The organism is Bacillus sp. AFS029533, assembly GCF_002585125.1.
GTDB classification, from domain to species: Bacteria; Bacillota; Bacilli; order Bacillales; family Bacillaceae_G; genus Gottfriedia; species Gottfriedia luciferensis_B.
Genome location: NZ_NUQC01000004.1, coordinates 44,025 through 65,710, shown reverse-complemented (window position 1 = coordinate 65,710; position 21,686 = coordinate 44,025). Strand labels below are relative to the sequence as shown.

Below are 21,686 nucleotides of genomic sequence, written 5' to 3'. Positions count from 1 at the left end.
TGCACTCCTTTAAAAGATAAAAATGGGGGTTGACTCAAGAGGATTTGTATAGTAAAATTAAAGTAGGGAAAATATGTCCTCTATATAATTTGTAATATATATACTGTATTAATCTACCACGTTTTTATCTTTTAGGCAATAGTCCTCGTTTAAAATCATCCTTATTTCATCTCAATTACTAATTTTCGTACATTCAAAAAGCAAAAAGACCTACCCAAAAATGATCATTTAATCACTTATAGTAAGGTCATCCTTATTATTTATTAATTTCTTCTGTACATACTACAATTAATTACCTTTTATCAAATTTTACTTCTTTATTAAAATACCTCATATTATTTATCATCTTTCCTAAATACAAATTCTCCATTCACAATAGTAGCTTGAACATTAAACTTACGATCAATTAAGACGATATTTGCTTTTTTCCCACACTCTATGCTTCCAACTTTATGATCAATATTAAGTAATTTTGCTTGGTTAAGACTGACCATCGGTAAAATAGATTCTAAAGGCACCCCTAAAACATCTTTCACATTTTTTAAACATTCCATTAAATTAGTCGTGCTTCCAGCTAATGAGCCTGTTTCTACTGTTCGAGCAATTTTATTTTCCACTTTAACATCTAATGTACCAAGCGTATAGGATCCATCTGGTAAATCAGCAGCTGCCATTGAATCACTTATTAAAATTATCTGTTCTGTTCCTTTTGCTTTGTATAAAAGCTTAATTGCTCCCGGGTGGACATGCTGTAAATCTGCTATACATTCACAATAACACTGATCATTTGTTAGAACGGCACCAAGACACCCAGGATCACGATGATTAAATCCCCTCATGCCGTTAAAAGTGTGAACAGAAATTTTTGCCCCATGTTCAATTGCTTTAATCGTTGTATCATAGTCAGCATTTGTATGACCCATAGACACGTGAATTCCTTTATTTGTTATCAATTTAATAGCTTCCTCTGCTAGCTCTTTTTCTGGAGCTATTGTGATCACTTTAACCGTATTATTGGAAATTTTTATGAGCTCAATTAATTCATCAATATTTAGTTCACGAATATACTTGACCGGATGAGCACCACGATGCTCAGTTGTAATATACGGGCCTTCTACATACGATCCAATGATTTCCGCTCCTTCTGTCTGTCCCATCGCTTCACTTACGATCTTTACAGCTTTTTTAATTTTATCGAAATCATGAGTCAGTGTAGTTGGTAGAAATCCCGTAACTCCATGGCGTGCAAGTGACATAGACATTTCTTGTAATGAATGAATACTACCATCCATCGTGTCATTTCCAGCAATTCCATGAATATGTAAATCAATCATGCCCGGAATGGCTACAAAACTAGAATAATCTAAAATTTCACAGGTAGGTTTATTCGTTGTTACGCCATTTATTTTTCCGTTGTTAATCAGAATATAGCCAGCTTCAATTACTTTATCGGGTGTATAAACTTTTTCTACCTTAATTGCTTTCATAACACTTCCTCCTCTATTGTTTGCAGGAATACTTTTTCCTAAAGGACAATAGGCAACACCAAAATAGGATGCTGCCTGTTTGCTTGAATCTTATACGTGTAAGTAGTTTAATTTTTTTAAAGTTAAATAACATGCTCCATACAGCCCGGCATCATTCCCAAGAATCGAAGGAAATACGAGAGTTTCTTGATGATAAATCGGCATGGTTTCCTTTTTAATTTCAGAGTTGATGTCTTGTATAAATCGGTCTCCCTGCTCAGCAATTCCTCCTCCAATAATAATTGCCTCAGGGTTCAGGAGATGAACTATATTTGAGAGACCTATGCTTATATAATTGATAAAACTTTTATATACGGCAGTAGCAATTGAATCTCCTTCTTCTACTAGAGCCAAGATTTCTTCTCCAGAGATTTTCTTTATAACTTCACTATTCTTGTTCTTTTCATCAATAAAATCACTTACTAAAGCTGAGGTAGAAGCATATCTTTCAAAGCATCCTCTCCGTCCACAACCGCAAGAACGTCCGTTATTAATGATAACGGTATGACCTAGTTCACCAGCTAAATAACGAGATCCGCTTACAATCTTCCCATCTATGATAATGGTGCTTCCAATACCTGTTCCTAATGTTAGAAAAACTACATCTTTCTTTCCTTGAATTGCGCCTTTCCACATTTCACCGATGCAAGCACTTTTCACATCATTTTCTACACTAACGGGTAATTTAAATAAATTGAAAAGTATTTCTCCAAGCTTCATTCCTGAATAGTCTGGTATATTGTTGGAAAATAAAATTTCGCCTGTTTCATGATTTACAAGACCACACGAGGAGATTCCGATTCCTGCTATTAAAAAATCATTTTGGAGCTTTTTTATTTTCTCAGCTAAAAGTTCAGGAAGCAGCTTTTGTATATTACTTTTAGGTGTTGGTACCTTATCTTTGTATACTAAATGCCCATCACGATTTATTAGTCCAAATTTGATAAATGTACCCCCGATATCAAAACAAACTATATTTTCCACCATAATCGCCCCCTGTTAACTCCTTCACCTTAATGAGATTAAAGTAATGTTGAACTTTTGTTAATTCAACTGATCCAGTCCGCTCTGAGGCAGCATTAGATATCCCGCAGGCACATGACCACTTTAAAATATCTTCAATTGAATAGCCTTTCGAATGAGCAAAGACAAAGCCTGCAAGCATGCTATCTCCTGATCCAACTTGGTGCACATCTGTCAAAATTGGAATGATTGCCTGCAGTGTGACGTTCTCGCTAATTAAAATAGCACCTTCTTTTCCTAAAGAAAGTAAAACGTATTGGGTACCCTTTTGGCATATTTCCCTAGCGTGCAAAATCATATCTTCTATTGATAATTGGTTTAACCCGATTAACTTGCAAAACTCTTCTCTGTTCGGCTTAATTAAAAAGGGCTTTCCCTTTACACCTTGGGCTAGAGATTCTCCACTTGAATCTAAAAGAAAATATTTCCCTTTTTGTTTTGTTTTTTCTATTAGGTCTCTATAAAAATCAGAACCGATTCCATAAGGCAAGCTGCCAGAACCTACAATATAGTTATTTGATTCTAGAATGGTATCGAAATTTTTCAAAAATTCTTCTCTTTCATTCTCCGATATCTCAGGTCCTTGTTCAAGAATTTCTGTATGACCTTCTTTAGATTCAATTGCTAAACAAAATCTCGTCTCTCCTCTTATTTCTACAAAATGATTAATTAAATTGTAATTTTGGAGCTGACCAGCTATCCACTCGCCACTTTTTCCACCTAAAAATCCGGTACAAGTAACTTTAACTCCCAGCTGAGATAATACACGTGAAACGTTAAGTCCTTTTCCACCAGCTGTTTTATCTACAGCTGTAACACGATTAACGTCATCTAAGTGTAAGACGGGAAGATTGTACCGAATATCAATAGCTGGGTTTAATGTAATTGTAGCAATCATTTTTCTAACCCCGATTCATACTACCGCACATTTTAATCTTATCAGCAACGACTAACTTCATTTCTCTTACTGCATCTTTAAAATAATATCTAGGGTCATTGGCATCTGGATGTTCATTCAAATAACCACGCAATCCATTAGCAAAAGCTATTTTTAATTCAGTAGCAATATTTACTTTACATATGCCGTTTTTTATCGTCTGTTGTACTAATTCATCAGGTAAGCCCGAAGCTCCATGAAGAACTAGTGGAATATCAACTTCTCTTTGGATTGCACTTAATCGTTCAATATCTAATTTTGGTTCTCCTTTATAAAGACCATGAGCTGTTCCAATGGCAACAGCTAACGAGTCGATTCCTGTTCTTGAAACAAACTCTTTCGCTTGTGCCGGATTTGTATAAATTTGATCCTTTTCATCCACTTCAAGATCATCTTCTACCCCGCTTAGTCGGCCAAGCTCCGCCTCCACAGCAACTCCAAATGAAGAAGCATAATCAACTACTTCACGAACGATTCGAATATTTTCTTCAAAGTCATGATGAGAAGCATCAATCATGACTGAGTGAATTCCACTATCAATTAAAGCTTTTATATCATTAATTTTTTCATGGTGATCTAAATGAAAACAAATTGGAATATCATATCTTTTTTTTGCGGCCTCCATCATACTAATTAGAAACTCTTCTCCCATATAACTTACTGTACTTGGAGTAGCTGCGATCAAGACCGGTGAACGTAGCTCTTGAGCTGTTTCTAAAACTGTTTTCATTGTTTCTAAGTTATGAATATTAAATGCCGGAACTGCGTAGCCTTTAGATTGTGCCTCTAAAAGAATCGTACTTCTTGAAGTAATCAAAATAAATCTCCTCCATTCTTCATCTCATTAGTAAAAGGGTGAATCGTAACTCCTTTAACAACTCTGTTAACAACTCCTAATGGGGAAGGGTTATCTGGAGAAAAGCCGAGATTAATAGATTTATACATGGCAAAGGTTTGTGCGTATAAGATAAAAGGGAAAGTTAGAAAAATATCTTCACTAATTTTAGGAAGATCCACATGATAGAAAAGATCACTATATTCTTTGGCAACCTGATCCTTTAAAGATGAAATTGCTACTACTTTTCCTCGATTGGTTTCTTTGTAAATCTCTTCTAAAATATCGAGATCGTACTGTCTTGTATAATGGTTACAAGATAAAAATACAAATACAACAGTATCCTTATCTAAAATGGACTTAGGGCCATGTCTAAAACCTAATGAAGTATCAAAAGTAGACGGAATTGTCCCGCCTGTTAACTCCAACAATTTTAAAGATGCTTCTCTTGCCAATCCTTCAAAAACTCCTGAGCCTAAATAAACGACTTTTTGAAAAGATGAATTCGCCAGCTGTTTAATACTTTGCTCGCTACTGCTAATAATTGATTGACCAGCATGCATAAGTTCATCAACTTTCTTCTCCCACGTATGAATCTGATCAATATTGAAAAGCAGTAAAGCTGAGAAAAGCATCGTCGTAAAACTACTCGTCATTGCAAATCCTTGGTCGTTTGCTTCTTCTGGCATATAGATGACCAAATGATTATGATCATTTTTCTTCTTTTGAGCCAGTAGTCCATCTTGGTTACATGTAAAAACGATTCCATAAAAATCATCTATCACTTGTTCTCCTAATTGAATAGCAGCCAAACTCTCTGGACTATTTCCTGAACGAGCAAATGAAATCATGATTGTTGGAATGTCCTTGCTTAAATAAGAATATGGATTTGACACAATATTTGTCGTAGCAATACTCTCTACTACAATTTTTTTGTTGTTAACGATTTGTTTTAGATAAGGAAGGACTGTGTCACCAACAAATGCAGAGGTACCTGCACCAGTTAAAATAATTCGTAACTGATCGTGTTTGTTTTCAATGCTATTTAAAAATGTAAGAATTCGGTCTCTACTAAATAAAAGAATATCCTTCGTTTCGTTCCATAATCTAGGTTGCTGGGCTATTTCTTTTGCTGTATGGCTCGCGCCAACATTCATTCTTTCATATTCACTCGATTTTAATAGCTCCATATTTACTTCCTCCTATTTTAACTGTTAGTGTCATCATTACCAGTTAGGTTAAATAGATACTTCTGTATCTATTTTTAGTGTGTAGAAAAATCCATTAAAAGCTGGTTTTCAGACTGATTGCAAGCGAGCGGTGATGGCCAGTCTGAAGTGTCTACTTCAACTCTACTGTATAAGTAAATTTATCCCCTCTTGCAATAGAAATTGTATACTCAATTACTTTGCTCTGATCATAAGTTACTCGTTTAAGCATTAGACATGGTGCACCTTCGATAATGTTTAGCATTTCTGACTCCACTTTATTTGCACTAACAGCCATAAAACTTTCTAAAGCTCTAGAAATATTCACATTATATTGAGTTCTGAAGATTTCATACATTGGTGTATGTTGCAATTCTTCACTTGAAAGATTTTTAAAATCCTTTACAGGTACATAAGAGGTTTCATATAACATCGGTTCTTGATCTGCAAGTCTTAACCGAACAATCTTAAATACCTCTTCTTCTACCGATAGATCCATGACCTTTGCTACTTTACTGTCACAATTTATTTTTTCAAAAGAAACGACTGTAGTCGTTGGGATTTTCCCTGCTTTTTTCATTTCTTCTGTAAAACTATAAAATTTTACAAGACTTTGGTTATACGTTCTTTCTGAAACGTATGTCCCCTTGCCATGAACTTTATAAATATAGCCTTGTTTTTCAAGTTCTTGCATCGTCTGCCTTACCGTTGTTCGGCTAACTTGATACGTATCACATAATTCTCGTTCAGATGGTAGCTGATCGTTTTCAGCTAGTTCGCCTGATTCAATTTTTTCTAATAAAATATCCATTAATTGATAATAAAGAGGAAGTCGGGAATCCTTTTCTACCATGATTAGCTCCTTTAGTGGTATCTTTGTCATAACCAGTTAAATATACATCTATTATACATAATATTGAAAAAGATACCACACTATGTCGCAATAGAAATTTCTACAAAACTCTCTCTTCTGTCATTCTTAATTTTTTTTCATAGTCATCTAGTGAAACCATCGTTCCTGACACTCTTGATTCTTCTGCAGCATAAGCGATCATATGACTTTTAGCTGATACGATAGCTGATGTTAAGCTGCCTTTGTCCTTCTTAGTAACACGTTGAATGAAATCAGCCATAATACTTGTATCGGCTCCCATATGGCCACCATCTACAGTTGATGGCTTAATTAATTCCTTCTTACCTGAAAAATAATTAACTTCAATTTCGTTTTTAGCATCATTTCCTATTATTTCGCCTTTTGTTCCCATAATTTTAAAGTTACGGAATGTTTCATTTGTAAATGCCGTCATAGTAAATGCAACTGTTACGTCATTTTCAAATAATAAATTAACTACTTGATGGTCAACAACATCATTGTCACAGTGATATACGCAACGTCCATATGGTCCCTCTTGAATTGCCTTAAGTCTACTATCAAGACTTGAACTTGCTGAAATAACATTTGCTGGCCAAACATCACGGTCATGTAAATACCATTTAGCTGCTGAATAAGGACATTCCTTTTCTACCTTACAACCATCCAAACAGCGATGAGTTGAGCCTTCTGGTGCGTTTTCTTTTTTAAAGTAAGTTAAACTCCCATATGAAGATACACTCTTGCATTCTGTACCAACCAGCCATGCAAGCATATCCATATCGTGGCAACTTTTTTGTAAGAGCATTGAGCTAGATTCAGACGAATTACGCCAGTTACCACGTACAAAACTATGAGCTTGATGAAAGTAACCTACATTCTCATTCCACTGGATTGATATGATATCGCCAATTACTTTTCGATCAACAACTTCTTTTAGTGCTTGATAAAATGGCGCATATCTCATAACATGACAAACTGTTAATAATGTATTATGCCTTTCTGCCGCTTCAGCTATTTCTAACGTCTCAATTGGTTCCGGTGACATCGGTTTTTCTAATAAAATACTATATCCTTTTTCAATTGCCTTCATAACTGGCTTATAGTGATTACGATCTGGACTACAAATTAATAATGCCTCACATAGCTGTTCTTTTTCTAATAACTCAGTCCAGTCTTCAAATCTCATATTTTCAGGGATATTGTGAGCTTCCGCAAACTTTTCTCTTTTTTCTTTATTTGGCTCAGCTACAGCAATGAATTGTATTTCATGTGGATACTGTAAAGCATATGAACCGTATGCGTAAAATCCTCTACTTCCCGCTCCTATTAATGCTGCTTTCATAATTAGTTTCCTCCAAGCTTTGTAAGATTTTTATTTACTTCCCGTAACTGCAATTCCTTCAATAAATTGTTTTTGTAAAATCATAAATAAAATAAGCATTGGTAAAATGGCTAAAAATGACCCTGCCATTAAAACTGGATAATTGGTTAAGTATTGTCCTTGTAGTGAAGACAAACCTACAGATAACGTCATTGATTCTGGTGAGCTGTTAACAATCATTGGCCACATTAATTCATTCCAGCTCCATAGCGTTGTAAATATACCTAAAGCAACTAAACCTGGCTTAGCTAATGGAAGCATGATTTTCCAATAAATTTGGAAATGATTACAGCCATCTAATCTAGCAGCTTCTTCTAATTCCTTTGGTAACCCCATAAAAAATTGTCTTAATAGGAATGTACCAAATGCGCTAAATAAACCTGGAACGACTACCGCTTGTAAAGTGTTTAACCAGCCTAATTTCACCATGATCATATATTGTGGCAATAAAAAGACTTGCCCAGGTACCATTAAAACAGATAATGCGATTAAAAAAAGAATGTTTCTTCCTGGAAATTCAATTCTTGCAAAAGCGTACGCAGCTAAAGAACATAGTAATAATTGTCCGATTGTGCGAATTACTGTAATGATTAGCGTATTAAACATGAATTTAAAGAATGGTAGTAAATCAAAAACATCTTTATAATTCACCCACTGGAAATGCTTTGGAACAATAACAGGTGGAACATGAATCGACTCAGCATAAGTTTTTAATGAAGTTAGTAACATCCATATAAAAGGGAAGACCATCGCTAAGGCGCCGACAATTAGGATTAAATGAATTAAGATTGTTTTACTTGTAATCTGGTATCTTGCTTTCTCCAATGGTTACTCCTCCTTCAATCATAATGAACCCATTTCTTTTGTAAAACCATTTGAATCGCTGTAATGATCAAAATAATGATTAATAGTAAAACGGCAATTGCAGCAGCATAACCTTTATCGTTTAACACGAATGCATGCTGATAAAATAAGTACACAATTGATTGAGTATTTTCGAGTGCTGTACTGCTTTTCCCAATCATCATAAAAATTAAATCAAACACTTGGAACGCCCCAATAAAGGACATGATTGTTACGAAGAATATAACCGGGGAAAGTAACGGTAGTGTTATTTTAAAGAAGACCTTGACTGGCCCTGCACCATCTATCTCCGCTGCTTCGTAATATGATCTTGGAATCCCTTGTAGTCCTGAAAGAAAAATAACCATGTTGTAACCAAGTCCACTCCAAATTGCTACTACTATAATTGAATACAGTGCAATTTTTGGATCACTTACCCATTGTGGACCTTTTATGCCAAAGATGGATAAAAGATAATTTAGGAGCCCATAATCAGAATTATATAACCATCTCCAAACCATAGCGATTGCTGCTGGCATGGTAATAACAGGTAAAAAATATAAGGTTCGATAAACAGATTTACCCTTAATTTTTTGGTTTAAAAGTACTGCTATAAGAATTGATAAAAATATACCAATCGGAACCGTAAAAACGATATAAATGCCTGTGTTTTTAAACGACTGTAGTAGGTTAGAGTCTTCTAACATTCGTCTATAATTGTCTAATCCTGTCCATTCATATTGCCCAAATGCTCCCCATTCTGTAAAACTGAAGTAAATCGTTTGAATGATTGGCCACAAATAGAAAATCGTTAAACCAATCATTGTTGGAGCAATCATACAATACGCCCAAAAATAATCTGATCGTTTTTTCGTCTTTGATAAGCTTGGTATTTTTAGTTTACTTTTTGATTTCACTTCAACTTGTAGGGGCATTTCTTTCACTGTATTCACTCCTTTTAAGGGAAATAAAGAGAAGAAGTAATTTTAGGCTTTATAAATCTTCTTCTCTTCATTTTTTTAGTTCTTAGCTAGTGCCTCGTCTGCCTTTTTCGTTAATTCTTTTGCAGCATCTTCAACACTTTCTTCATTGCTCCATGCCTTTTTCAAGATATCAGTTTCATACTGCCAGATTTCGCCCGTATTTTTTACACTTGGTAACGGAACTGAATAGTCAACTCCATCAATAAAGGCTTGAAGATTTAAATTTGGAACAGCTTTTAGCCAAGCATCTTGTGTACCATTATAAGCAGGGATTACTGTACCAGTTTTCGCATATACTTCTGCTGCTTCTTTAGAACCTAGGAATTGAACAAACTTCCAAGCAGCATCTTTATGTTTTGTGTTTGCCGCAATAACGTTTGCTAATCCATGAATGGCAACTGCACGCTGTTTTCCTTTAGGTACGACAGCTACATTTAAATCTGGATTTTTCTTATATTCCGGAACCATCCAAGGTCCATCAAACATCATTGCAATTTTTCCAGAAGAGAATAACTCTGATGGTGCTGTTTCCGTCATTTGAGCTTGTGTTGGAGACAGACCCTCTTTTATAAAACTAATGTTATATTTAAGTGCTTCAATTGCCTCAGGTTGATCAAATCCGACTGATTTGCCATCATCGGAAATAATATGACCACCATTTTGCCAAATGAAATCATAATATCCGCCTTGGTTACCCATTAAAGCTGCAAAGCCGTATACTCCCTTATCTTTATTTGTAAGCTTCTTAGCAACCTCTTTTAACTTATTCCAATCCCAAGTATTATCTGGGTATGGTATACCTGCTTCATCAAAAATCTTTTTGTTATACCAAAGTCCAGTTGTATCAAAGTCTTTTGGAATACCATAAAGCTTTCCATCTACTGTATAAAGATCGACTAATGACTTAGGATAATTGTCTAGACTGTAGTTGTCCTTTGATGCTAAGTCACTAAGTGGGACAATTACTTTGCCTTCCGCATATTGGACTATATGTGGACCATTCATCCATAAAACGTCCGGTAATGCTCCCCCTGTTGCAGCAGTTTCTAGCTTTTGGAAATACTGTGCATATGGAGTAAGCTCAGTTTTCACTTTAATATTAGGGTACTTTTGATTAAATAATTTTATAATTTCATCAACTGCGGGAACTTGCTTCTTATCCCAAAAACCGTAAGTAATTTCAACCTTTCCATCTTTTGCATCCCCCGATGTGTCACTGCTACCACAACCAGCTAATCCTAGTAAGCCTAAAGCCAAAGTTAGTAGCAAAACAAGCCACTTTTTCATCCTATTCCCCTTCTTTCTCTTAAAAGTTTAAAGCCTTTTAATCTAGTAGTTGCTCTAAAAGACATGATTTGGAATATTGTGCTCCATGAATACGTTGTCATGATGTTATTACCAGTTGATTTGAAAAGGCTTACAAAAAATGTTTAATTTCTAATAGAACATTCACCCCCTGTTATAACTTTCATAAATTCACTTTAGTAATGATGTCATTACCAGTTGTATGTAGTATAACACCTCTTTTTTAAATCATGAACACTTTTTTTCAATTTTTCAAAAAATTAAAATCGACAGGATTCATCATTATCTTCGTCATTTAGCCCTATTCTCCCATAGCCTATCACAACAAAAAGAACCTCCAATCACTTTTAATTGAAGGTTCTTAACTTAACTTAATTATGCTATTTAATTTGAAAAAAATTAATTATAAGCTAGCTCTTTTTCGTTTAATCCAAGCGTTTTTGAAGTGGAAGATTGGATTTCATCTAAAAGTTCTGGATGATCTTCTAGAGATAATCCAAATGATGGGATCATTTCTCTAATTTTTGGAGCCCATTCCATCATATGCCCAGGGAAGCATTTTTCTAATACTTCAAGCATTACGTGAACAGCAGTCGAAGCACCTGGAGATGCTCCAAGTAATGCCGCAATCGAACCATCAGCCGCACTAACTACTTCTGTACCGAATTGTAGTGTCCCTTTTCCAGCTGGAGTGTCTTTAATAACTTGTACACGTTGACCAGCAACTACGATATCCCAATCCTCACTCTTAGCATTTGGAATAAATTCACGTAATTCTTCCATACGTTTTTCATTCGATAATAAGACTTGTTGAATTAAATATTTAGTTAATGACATCTCTTTTACACCTGCCGCTAACATCGTCATAACGTTATTTGGTTTAACAGAGCTAATCAGATCCATATTTGAACCTGTTTTTAAGAACTTTGGTGAAAAGCCTGCAAATGGTCCAAATAATAACGACTTTTGGTTATCGATATATCTTGTATCAAGATGTGGAACAGACATTGGTGGTGCACCAACTTTAGCTTTTCCGTATACTTTTGCATGGTGTTGCTTGGCAACCTCTGGATTTTTACATACTAAGAATAGTCCACTTACAGGGAACCCTCCAATATGTTTTGACTCAGGGATACCAGTTTTTTGCAGTAAAGGTAGACTAGCTCCTCCACTACCGATAAATACGAATTTTGCAATATGGGAATCGATATTACCTGTGCTCATATTATACACTTTTACTTCCCATGAGCCGTCACTAGTGCGCTTAATATCTTCTACAGCATGTCTATAGTTTATCTCTACATTCTTACTCTCTAAGTGCTCAAACATCATACGCGTTAAAGCACCAAAGTTTACGTCCGTTCCTGAGTCTATTTTTGTTGCCGCTATTGGTTCATTAGATGTGCGTCCCTCCATGATTAGCGGGATCCATTCCTTCAACTTTTGAGCGTCTTCTGAGTATTCCATCCCTTTGAATAGAGGATTTTTAGAAAGCGCTTCAAATCGTTTACTCAAAAATTCCACATTTTCTTTACCTTGCACTAAACTCATATGAGGAATCGGCATGATAAAGTCTTGTGGATTACCAATCAAGTTATTGTTTACAAGATATGACCAAAATTGTCTTGAAAGTTGAAACTGTTCGTTAATTTTTATCGCCTTGCTAATATCAATCGTTCCATCAGCTTTTTCTGATGTATAGTTAAGCTCACATAACGCAGCATGTCCCGTACCTGCATTATTCCACTCATTAGAGCTTTCTTCTCCTGCTTTTTCTAATTTCTCAAATACTTTAATTTCCATTTCCGGTGCTAACTCTTTTAGTAATGACCCCAAAGTCGCACTCATGACTCCGGCACCAATTAAGATAATGTCTGTTCTAGTTTGTCTGTTGCTCATAATAACCTTCCTTTTCCCCTTTATTTGCAAAAAAGTAGGTTTTCCTGCTTAGGTGTCACAAAAAGCAAGGCACCACCTAGGAACACACCTTTTCTGTCTCAATTATATCTTATTAATAGTATAACACATTTAAACTACATTTTAATAATAGTATATCACTATTTAATTATATCCAATTAATAGTATATTTCTATTATTAACTGCCCTAAAAAAATTTTTTTCTTTATCTGATAATTATAAACTATTTAAACAATGTAAAAAAGTTAAAAATCTATCATTAAGGTCCTTATTTTAGAAAAATAAAATTTTGACTCACGATTAGTTAGTAAACCCTACCTCTATATAGTAAGCGCTTATTTTAAGTTTGTCTCCTGTACAATATAAAATAACCGAAGGAAAGATTTGCTTATTATTTTAAAATTATTTAATTGAACCAAATTATGGTCTAAATTTACTCTGACTTAAATGATTTAATACAAAAAAGAGACTGTCGAGAAGATCCCGACAGCCTAGTGCGACTCAAAATGAGCCTTTAATTTCTCGTTCGAAAAAATATATTTTCTATTTATATAACAAACCTATTTTTTGAACGTCTTACTTTCTCTGTCAATTCTGCTGATTCATTACTTTCCGCTGTTACCTTTGTGTTTAAACGTAACACTGATTGTATGATTCTTTGTTATATTCGTAAACGTGTACGTATTATTTGTTAGCTTAGTTTCTACTCCGTCTACTTTAAACGATTCAACCTCATAATTACCCTTATCAGGCGTAATTTTGTATGTTTGATTTGCTCCTTCATCTACTGAAAGTATACCACTTGGGCTAATCGTTCCATTGCCTTCAGCTGATGCTACGATTGTGTAAATGATCTTCTTGAACGTAACGTTAATCATGTGATCCTTCGATACATTTGTAAACGTATACGAATTACCAGTAAGATTTGTATTTACACCATCAACAGTAAATGTAGCAACCTCATACCCTTTATTCGGTGTAATCGTAAATGTTTGATCATTTCCATGATTTACAGAAACATTACCGTTTGGACTGATTGTTCCATTGCTTCCAGCTGCTGCTGTGATTGTGTGTACGATTTGTTTAAATGTTACATTAATCGTATGATCTTTTGTTACGTTCGTAAACGTGTATGAGTTGTTTGTTAACTTTGTATCCTCACCGTCTACTTTAAACGTTGAAACTTCATAACCCTCGTAAGGCGTGATATTAAATGTTTGGTTCGTTCCATAATTCGTAGCAATTCTACCGTTCGGACTAATCGTTCCATTGCTTCCAGCTGAAGCCGTGATGATGTGAACGATTTGTTTGAATGTTACATTGATCGAATGATTTTTTGTTACGTTTGTGAAAATGTACTCGCCGTTTGTTACTGTTACTTCTTGTCCATCAACTTTAACGCTTCCAATCTCAAAACCTGTATTCGGTGTGATTTTGAACGTTTGATTTGATCCATGTTTCACTGAAGTAAAGCCATCCGGATCAATTTTACCGTTGCTGTCCGCTGTTGCCGAAATCAAATGTGATAAATCATCACTTATGATAATCGTAAATGAAGTATCGATATAACCAGGTGCAGAAATTGTAAAATTATAATCACCTAGGTCTTTAAATAAAGAGCGATCAACAAATGTTAGTTCCTTAGCTGTTAGAGTGTACTTGCTAGAATCAACTACTTTGCCATTAAGTGAAACAACAGGTGACGCTGCAAGCCAATCTGAATCTTGATTGTAGTTAATAGTGATTGGTGTGTCTTCTTGAATATAAGCAATTTTAGAAGCAAACACTGGTGGATTGCTCTTAATTACTTGAGTTACCTTTGTATCCGGGTAGCAATAAGCTGTAAACATAATCTCTTTATTACCTGTTGTTGAGAAAGCAGTACCTGGTAGAGTAATTGTAATATTGCTCTCATCTGATGAGATTGTTGTATCCGATTTAGTTGACACTCCATCTACTGTAATATCTCCTGTAACTGCCTTTGTAGCATTTGCCCATCTCATATTTTCAGTATTATTAGGTACTGTAATAATTACTGGTTTATTAACTCCACTTGGCGTCAAACTCGGTGTTGGTGCCGTTCTTTGAACAAATGGTTGAGCGATTGTGATTGGCGTAAAGTAAGGTGATATGAACTTAACGTTCTTATTACCAGCAGCAGTAGTAGATTGTGTTGCATTTCCATCAATAGTTACTGATCCTGTACCGTTTTTTACGGATGTTGTGACATAAGGTTTTACTGATGTAATCGATGATAATTGAAGTGTGATATCACCGTTATCTATCGATTGATCTGACGTCGGTGCAAGTAAAATTGAACTTCTCCATAACGGATTATCATCCCCATTAATATAGTAAGTAATGGTATCACCAAACTGAGGTGTTCCTGCAGTTGACGAAGGTGCAATTACAGGTGCAGTTTGTGGTGTAACAGTTGCATTTACATTAACGTCAGCATAACCCGGAGCTGAAACAACTAAACTCCTTGAAACTGCAGCTCCACCATTTGTTCTTACTAAATCATATGGAATCTTTAACGTTCCTGATGCTTCATCAATCACAGCTCTAGTTTTGATTGAATTGCCGCCAAATTTAATATCACCGCCAGCCTTCATAACAGATATCCAATCAGATGCAGCTGCACCTGGATTAAATGTCATTACAAGGTCTTTTCCAGCATAAATCGTACCTGCCGGACTTGTAAGTGTTACCCCTTGTTTGTAGAGAGGTTGATCAACAGACGTAGTTTGGTAATTTGATGCGATTATATTAATTTTTATACTACCTGGAGCAGTGATTAGCGCTTCATCAATCTTAATTGGTGTTCCAGGAGCACCTACTGTGATTTTATTAGCTTCAAAATCCGCTCTATTAATTGTAGTACCGCTAATTTGAATGGCTGTAATCGCATCTCTCCACGCTTGTGTATCGTTTGTAGCTCCAACTCCAATTGAGATTGGATTTGAATTGCTATCATTAAAATAACGATTTGCTTCAGCAGTCAACGTTGGAGAAGAGAACGCATTAATTCTTTGTGTGAATGAATACGAAGTGTAATTGTCAGCTGAGATTGTAATCTTCCAATCCGCACTACTCGACGATGGCGTCGTGAAAATACCTGCTGGGATAGTAAAGTTAAATGTTGTTGCGTTTGCTGGCGTCAATTGGTTAAAGAGTCCTGCTAATTCAGCTCCGGTATAGTTTTTAACAACATTATTGTTAGGGTCAGTTATTGTTATTGAATTAATATTTGGCTGCCAAATATCACGATAGTGCGCAGCTGTTGAGCCTGTTGTATCTGATCGAGTGTATGTCAACGCTTTTCCGATTGTTGCAACGTTGTTTGGTGATAAAAGTGAAAAGCTGTTTCCTATACCATCTAGCATTTTGAATTTTAAAGAACGATCCATATAACCTGGAGCCTTGAACACGATTGTGTGGACTCCTGCTTTTTTGAACAATGATGGATCAAATTCATATTGTCCTTTGTTAGATACTACTTTTTCAATAATCGAATTTGTTGAAACGCCATTATATGAATTCGTAGCTGCTTTTCGGTCGACTCCATCAATCAGAATTTGTCCACCAGCTCCGTCTACAGCAGTTCTCCAAGCTGTATCTTCAATTTGTGTAAGAGTAGTAGCGCCGTTTACAGGGTCTGGTGTTTTATAGCCTACAGAAAATAATTGAAACGGATTTATTTTTCCATAATATACAAAAGCGGTGCTATCACTTGTTTTAATATATGGCACTGGTTTTACAATAGTGTTAAAAGCAGTAAGATCTGAACCGCTTGGTAAAGTGCCAAATCCAGTGATTGTTGTTGTTTTACTTGTAGTTAAAACGATTTTTCCTTCTAAAGTTGATACATTTGGTGCAGTCGTATTGTATTTTCCAAAGTTTTTGATGATGTATTCAAAGTCGCTATAGTCAATTGTACCGTCGAAGTTAAAATCAGCATTTCTTGTGTAAGTTGATGGTGTACCAACAAAGCTATTGTAAGCTGCACTTTCATTCTCAATGTCTTTCATATCAATTACATCGTCACCATTTACATCACCTGCTAGCATGATTGCATTCGGAACAGAATAACTTCCTCCCGCTGCGTAATTATATTGCCCTGCAGTATTAACAGCTAATGTTCCATAGAACGTTAAATGACCTGGCATTTTCATTGTAAAGTTGTATGGTTTGTCTCCTGCTTGCATAGGAAGGTCAGTTGTGAATAAACCAGTCTGAATAATTCCTGGATTTGCACTTGAAGCGCTGGCTGTAGTATCCTGAGCTATTGACAATTTAGACGTAATACCACCTGCATTAGGATCTTCAAACTTAACCTCAACCCCCGAACCATCAGCTGTTATTGGCGTTGATCTACCGAATGAATTAGAAGTCGGATAGTTTTGGAAACCTTCCGGTCTAATACTTCCACTAATATACGCTGAGCCTTTAATGTAAAGTTTTTTATCTAGGAATGTAGGGACTCGATCCATTCCATTTTTCCCACCGTCATACGTTGTGATTTCCGGTATATTTGCAGAACCAACAAGCCATAAAGTATCGTATCCCGCATCGTTTGATACTTTGTATTTAATGTCAAGAAGAGGCATTTCTTTAGCAACACCACCACTCATTGTGTCCGTTGTATTTAATACACCTTGAGCTTGTACATCTTTCGGAAGATTGAAACTGAATATAAAATCTCCATTTACATCCGTGTCTTTTTGAATCCAAGTCTTATCAGCTGTAAGACCCTTTGTTGCTAAAAAGGCTTTGTATTCCGGACTAAAATCAATATCATTTATATCCGCAAAAGGAAGGCTATCAATATAGAACTTCGCTCCAACAAGATTTTTAGGATATTTAATAGATAATGTTGATTTAAAGTTATCTCCTTTTGAGACTAATGTTTTATCAACAAGGAAGTTAGGATCGACTCCATTTAATGTAGTTGAACCCGGCGAATCTAGTCGCGCAAATCGATTAACTACATACTCATTACCTTTTTTAACAAAATAATAAAATTGTCCTTGCGTTTCAAGATTACCTGCAAATGAATAATCTTCAGGATAAATTCTGAACTGTACACCGTAATTTTCTTTTAATGGGTCATCAGAAGTATTCACAAGGTCTTCTTTACTAATACCAAATTTAAATTGTCCATCACCACTAGGGGAAAGGAAATAGTTGACGTACGGTGCTGAGTTTGAATCACCAACCATTCCGTCAATTCTACCTAAAGACTGACTTACATTTGTATCAGTATCATAGTTAGGTGGTGCTGGGACTTGCGTTTCATGTCCAACGTTTTTCATATAATCAACATTTGAATCGTAAGCTTTTCCTGAGAACCACTTTAACGCCCCATCTGTCATAGGACCATTGGGGTCAATTTCATAAATGCCCGGTTCACTACCTTTATCCATTTGTACCGTTGGGGCGGTGTTATCAACATAAACTGTGCTGTTTTTTTCATATAACTGACCAGTAGTAGCGTCTAAAGCACGAGCTTGTATTGTATAACCACCTTCTCCAACTTGCTTTTGAGTTGATTGTTGTTGTGTAAGTTTAACTGATAAATTAGGATCATCCTTAGAAATAGGATCTTTATAAGGGTAATAATTACCATTAAGTAATAACGGTGCATAAACCAAATTACCAAGAGTAAAAGCAGATAGATTAAATGTAGCAATATATCCGATATATTTACTTCCTGTTATATCCATAATATAAAGCCTAAAACCAAATGAAGGATCTAGTGGACTTTTTACTCGAACCTCTGCCCAAGATTGAGGAACAACAGCAAATGTATTAGGATTAAAATTTTTATCGCCACTTAACGTAAAAGCTTTTCTTTGGATTCTAAAATCTAGTCCTCTACTTTGAACATTAATTGCAAGAGGCATGCGGTAAGTTTCATCAGGATTAGCTTGATTAACAAAGTTAATATATGCCTCGTAATATCCACTTGCAGCTGAAGTAGGAGCAGTAAATTTTACTGTAAGATGAATAGTTCCTCCTGCTGGAACTGTAATTGACTTTATTTCAGTCTCAGGTGATGTTGCATTACTTATGCTAATTTTAGCACCTTGCTCTACACCATCTTGTCCATCTGTCATGAACGCATCCTTAAAGAAAGCGCTCGATCCGTTGAAGGTCTTAGCAGCATTTCCGTTATTAGTAATATACAAATCGCCTGTTTTCGTAACAGAACCATCTACTGAGCGAGCAGTATAGCCAAACGAAAATGAACCTGTTGTATTTGCTATGTTAATAATATTTGAACTTGATGAATCATCAGTTGATGAGCGTGATTGAATAAAATCCTTTACCTTAAATTGCATATCAGAATGCACCGCTTGATATGGATCGGCTTTACCAGAGCCGATTTGGAATAAACTTTTTTGTGAGTCTATAGGATCAGCCGTTTGCATCAATGCTACTTTGACATCCTCAGGCTTATAGTTTGGATGAGCTGATAAAATCAATGCTGCCATACCAGCAACATGAGGAGTAGCCATTGATGTACCTGACATTGTTTGGTAATTATACGAATAATCTTTGCTATTTGGTTCCCAGATATCATAAGGAGCTGTTGAGAAAATATCTACACCTGGTGCAACAACATCAGGTTTAATTGCTAATGAACCTGTAACTGGACCGGTTGAACTAAAACTAGCAAGTGAATTCCCTGGCATTGTGAAATTTCCAGCATTCGATACAGATATTTTCTTAATCGTACCGGCCTTAAAAGCATTATAGAATTTTGTTCCATCTTTATTGCCTATTTGCAAAGTGTAAACCGTACTACCCATAGAACCAAAATAAAATGGATAAAACCCCTGATCATCAAATAGAAGATTAGAATTGTCCGATGGATTCCACAAAATCATTGCCTTAACATGTTCATTAGTCGCGTACTTCATTAGTTGGTCCATAGATGAACCACCGCGCTTGACAAGAACAACTTTATCTTTAACATCAATATTTTTATTACGAAGATCATCATACCAAGCAGGTGTGCCGTATCCAGCATCTACGATATCATACTGAGTCGATCCACTAAGCTTTGAATTCGATTCCGAAAAATCCTTTCCGATTAAACGCGTATTTGTAATCGCAAATGAATCTTCCCCTGATGCTCCATACGAATGGATGTCAAACGTTGGAACTTGAGTAGGTGTAGCAATTGCGCCGACAGTTATTGCCTTAGCTGCTGCACCCGGAGTTCCTACTGTTCCAGCACCTGGCCCAGAATTACCAGCAGCAATAACTGCAGTTACTCCAAGGTCAGAAATATTGTTAATTGCAACAGCATTAGGTGACAATGAATCATTATAAGCTGCACCAAGTGATAAGTTAATTACCTTACACCCATCCTTATATGATTGCTCAATCCCTGCGATAACTGCCTCATCTGTACCACCGTGAGGACCTAATACACGGTAAGCATATAACTGAACTTCAGGAGCAACTCCTCTAACTGCATAAGGAGAACTACTTCTTGATTGACCTGCAATTGTTCCAGCTACGTGGGTTCCGTGAGAAGTAATATAATTATGGTAATCTGTTGGAAAATTCGGGTCTTGTTGATCAGATGGAAGTGAATCATTGGCATTCTTTGCAGTTAACCAGTCAGAATATACCGTTTCCATCGGGTCATTGTCATTGTCTACAAAATCCTTACCGCCTTGATATTCTCCAGCAATATCTGGATGATTATAGTCAAGACCTGTGTCAATAACGCCGACCTTTACGCCTTTCCCTGTGATGTTTTCATTTTGTAAATCATGTATTTTTAACCAATCGAGAACTGCTGTTTCACCAGATTGTGGGCCTTCTGGACCCGGAGGTGGAACTGTTCCAGACTGCGTATTAACTGCTTTTTCTGATACGGAAGAGCTATCTGAAGTACTACTTGCTGATTGTATGTTAGATCGATTTGAACGAATAGCAGGTAATACATTTGGATTTGTTTTTTGATCAGAAACCTTTCCGTCACCTGTTACGCTCGCTGGAACATCGATTAATTGAGAAGCTGGAATTGGCGCATATTTAACATTTTGATAGACACTCTTTACGTAAGGTAATGCCAATATATCATTAAGTGAACTTTTAGGAATTTTGACAGCTAACCCGTTAAATACTTGAGTATACTCTCTTCCTATATGAATAGAGCTAGATTCGCCTGCTGCTTTCAATTTTTTAGACTCATTGCTAACGAAACTCTTAAAGTCACTGTGTGTTTGATTTACTTCTGTTTGAGCACTTTCTAACGTAACAGCCGGCGTGCTTTCTTGATTAACAGAAAGTTTTCCAGAAATTGCATTCTTCTGTTGATTTTGCATTTGAATTGGGGCTGGATCAACATTAAATTGAATAATTAAATCTAATTGATCCGAAGAATTTAATAGCTGTGGATCAAATTGAAGCTTCTCTAAATATAAATTTTGCAATTGTTGCGTTTGAGTCAAGTCAAGTTTGCTATTACTGTCAGATTGGACAGCTTTACTATCATTTGCAGTTGTTCCACCTGTCATGGCAAACGCCGGAACTGTGTATCCTAGCAGTGTGGAAGTTGCAAGAAACGTTGACATGACCATCTTTTTCATTTTTCGATGACTCATACCTTTCTCATTTCCCTTCTTTACTTTAATAGATAGAGCAAAAGCTCTATTCCCCCTTAACCATTTCTCCCCCTTTGATGACTGAATTTTAATAGTTTTTAAAATTTTATGACAAATTAATTGCCATTCTTCATTATAATTGGGGTATTATAGACAGTAAATTGGGGAAATTTAGCATAAAGTGAAGAAAGAACTTTGTCAGATTTTGTTAATAATTTGGAGTAATC

At 35.8% G+C, this 21,686-nt stretch carries 12 protein-coding genes; all 12 read right to left on the bottom strand.

The genetic code is table 11. From position 1 onward, the window contains the following. Positions 1–335: 335 nt before the first annotated feature. The 12 genes from nagA to COE53_RS01895 all read right to left on the bottom strand — a co-directional run bounded on the left by nagA (position 336) and on the right by COE53_RS01895 (position 21,459). A complete protein-coding gene (gene nagA, locus COE53_RS01950; protein ID WP_098947352.1) occupies positions 336–1,487 on the bottom strand; it encodes an N-acetylglucosamine-6-phosphate deacetylase in 1,152 nt (383 codons plus the stop codon). Between the two features lie 90 nt (positions 1,488–1,577). Further along, positions 1,578–2,513, bottom strand: a complete 936-nt coding sequence (locus COE53_RS01945; RefSeq protein ID WP_091024933.1) for an ROK family protein — start codon at positions 2,511–2,513, stop codon at positions 1,578–1,580. After that, positions 2,488–3,447 (bottom strand): 1-phosphofructokinase, encoded by a 960-nt coding sequence (gene pfkB, locus COE53_RS01940; RefSeq protein WP_091024931.1) that lies wholly within the window; start codon positions 3,445–3,447, stop codon positions 2,488–2,490. The genes COE53_RS01945 and pfkB overlap by 26 nt, the downstream gene beginning before the upstream one ends. Positions 3,448–3,451: 4 nt before the next feature. Further along, the gene (locus COE53_RS01935; protein ID WP_025568629.1) at positions 3,452–4,303 is read right to left on the bottom strand and encodes a tagatose-bisphosphate aldolase subunit GatY; all 852 of its coding nucleotides are present in this window, start codon (positions 4,301–4,303) and stop codon (positions 3,452–3,454) included. Beyond that, the gene (locus tag COE53_RS01930) at positions 4,300–5,511 is read right to left on the bottom strand and encodes an SIS domain-containing protein (protein WP_069033658.1); all 1,212 of its coding nucleotides are present in this window, start codon (positions 5,509–5,511) and stop codon (positions 4,300–4,302) included. The genes COE53_RS01935 and COE53_RS01930 overlap by 4 nt, the downstream gene beginning before the upstream one ends. Before the next feature lie 151 nt (positions 5,512–5,662). Beyond that, positions 5,663–6,382, bottom strand: coding sequence for a GntR family transcriptional regulator (locus COE53_RS01925; protein WP_025568632.1), 720 nt, complete (start codon positions 6,380–6,382; stop codon positions 5,663–5,665). A gap of 100 nt (positions 6,383–6,482) precedes the next feature. Further along, on the bottom strand, positions 6,483–7,748 hold the full coding sequence (locus tag COE53_RS01920; protein ID WP_069033656.1) for a Gfo/Idh/MocA family protein: 1,266 nt from the start codon (positions 7,746–7,748) through the stop codon (positions 6,483–6,485). A gap of 27 nt (positions 7,749–7,775) precedes the next feature. Then, positions 7,776–8,534 (bottom strand): carbohydrate ABC transporter permease, encoded by a 759-nt coding sequence (locus COE53_RS01915; RefSeq protein ID WP_098231300.1) that lies wholly within the window; start codon positions 8,532–8,534, stop codon positions 7,776–7,778. Positions 8,535–8,623: 89 nt separating this feature from the next. Next, positions 8,624–9,562: a carbohydrate ABC transporter permease gene (locus COE53_RS01910; protein ID WP_069033827.1), complete on the bottom strand. Its 939-nt coding sequence runs from the start codon at positions 9,560–9,562 to the stop codon at positions 8,624–8,626. Positions 9,563–9,646: 84 nt separating this feature from the next. After that, a complete protein-coding gene (locus COE53_RS01905; protein ID WP_091024927.1) occupies positions 9,647–10,897 on the bottom strand; it encodes an ABC transporter substrate-binding protein in 1,251 nt (416 codons plus the stop codon). Positions 10,898–11,314: 417 nt separating this feature from the next. Next, positions 11,315–12,814, bottom strand: a complete 1,500-nt coding sequence (locus COE53_RS01900) for a malate:quinone oxidoreductase (protein ID WP_091024925.1) — start codon at positions 12,812–12,814, stop codon at positions 11,315–11,317. A 623-nt stretch (positions 12,815–13,437) separates the two neighbouring features. Next, positions 13,438–21,459: a S8 family serine peptidase gene (locus COE53_RS01895; protein ID WP_098947350.1), complete on the bottom strand. Its 8,022-nt coding sequence runs from the start codon at positions 21,457–21,459 to the stop codon at positions 13,438–13,440. Positions 21,460–21,686: the final 227 nt, after the last annotated feature.

What these genes read in the sequence shown, in the direction of transcription:
- COE53_RS01895 (WP_098947350.1), bottom strand. Translation starts at nt 21,459, where the DNA reads ATGAGTCATCGAAAAATGAAAAAGATGGTCATGTCAACGTTTCTTGCA.
- COE53_RS01930 (WP_069033658.1), bottom strand. Translation starts at nt 5,511, where the DNA reads ATGGAGCTATTAAAATCGAGTGAATATGAAAGAATGAATGTTGGCGCG.
- nagA (WP_098947352.1), bottom strand. Translation starts at nt 1,487, where the DNA reads ATGAAAGCAATTAAGGTAGAAAAAGTTTATACACCCGATAAAGTAATT.
- COE53_RS01900 (WP_091024925.1), bottom strand. Translation starts at nt 12,814, where the DNA reads ATGAGCAACAGACAAACTAGAACAGACATTATCTTAATTGGTGCCGGA.
- COE53_RS01925 (WP_025568632.1), bottom strand. Translation starts at nt 6,382, where the DNA reads ATGGTAGAAAAGGATTCCCGACTTCCTCTTTATTATCAATTAATGGAT.
- COE53_RS01945 (WP_091024933.1), bottom strand. Translation starts at nt 2,513, where the DNA reads ATGGTGGAAAATATAGTTTGTTTTGATATCGGGGGTACATTTATCAAA.
- COE53_RS01910 (WP_069033827.1), bottom strand. Translation starts at nt 9,562, where the DNA reads ATGCCCCTACAAGTTGAAGTGAAATCAAAAAGTAAACTAAAAATACCA.
- COE53_RS01915 (WP_098231300.1), bottom strand. Translation starts at nt 8,534, where the DNA reads ATGGTCTTCCCTTTTATATGGATGTTACTAACTTCATTAAAAACTTAT.
- pfkB (WP_091024931.1), bottom strand. Translation starts at nt 3,447, where the DNA reads ATGATTGCTACAATTACATTAAACCCAGCTATTGATATTCGGTACAAT.
- COE53_RS01905 (WP_091024927.1), bottom strand. Translation starts at nt 10,897, where the DNA reads ATGAAAAAGTGGCTTGTTTTGCTACTAACTTTGGCTTTAGGCTTACTA.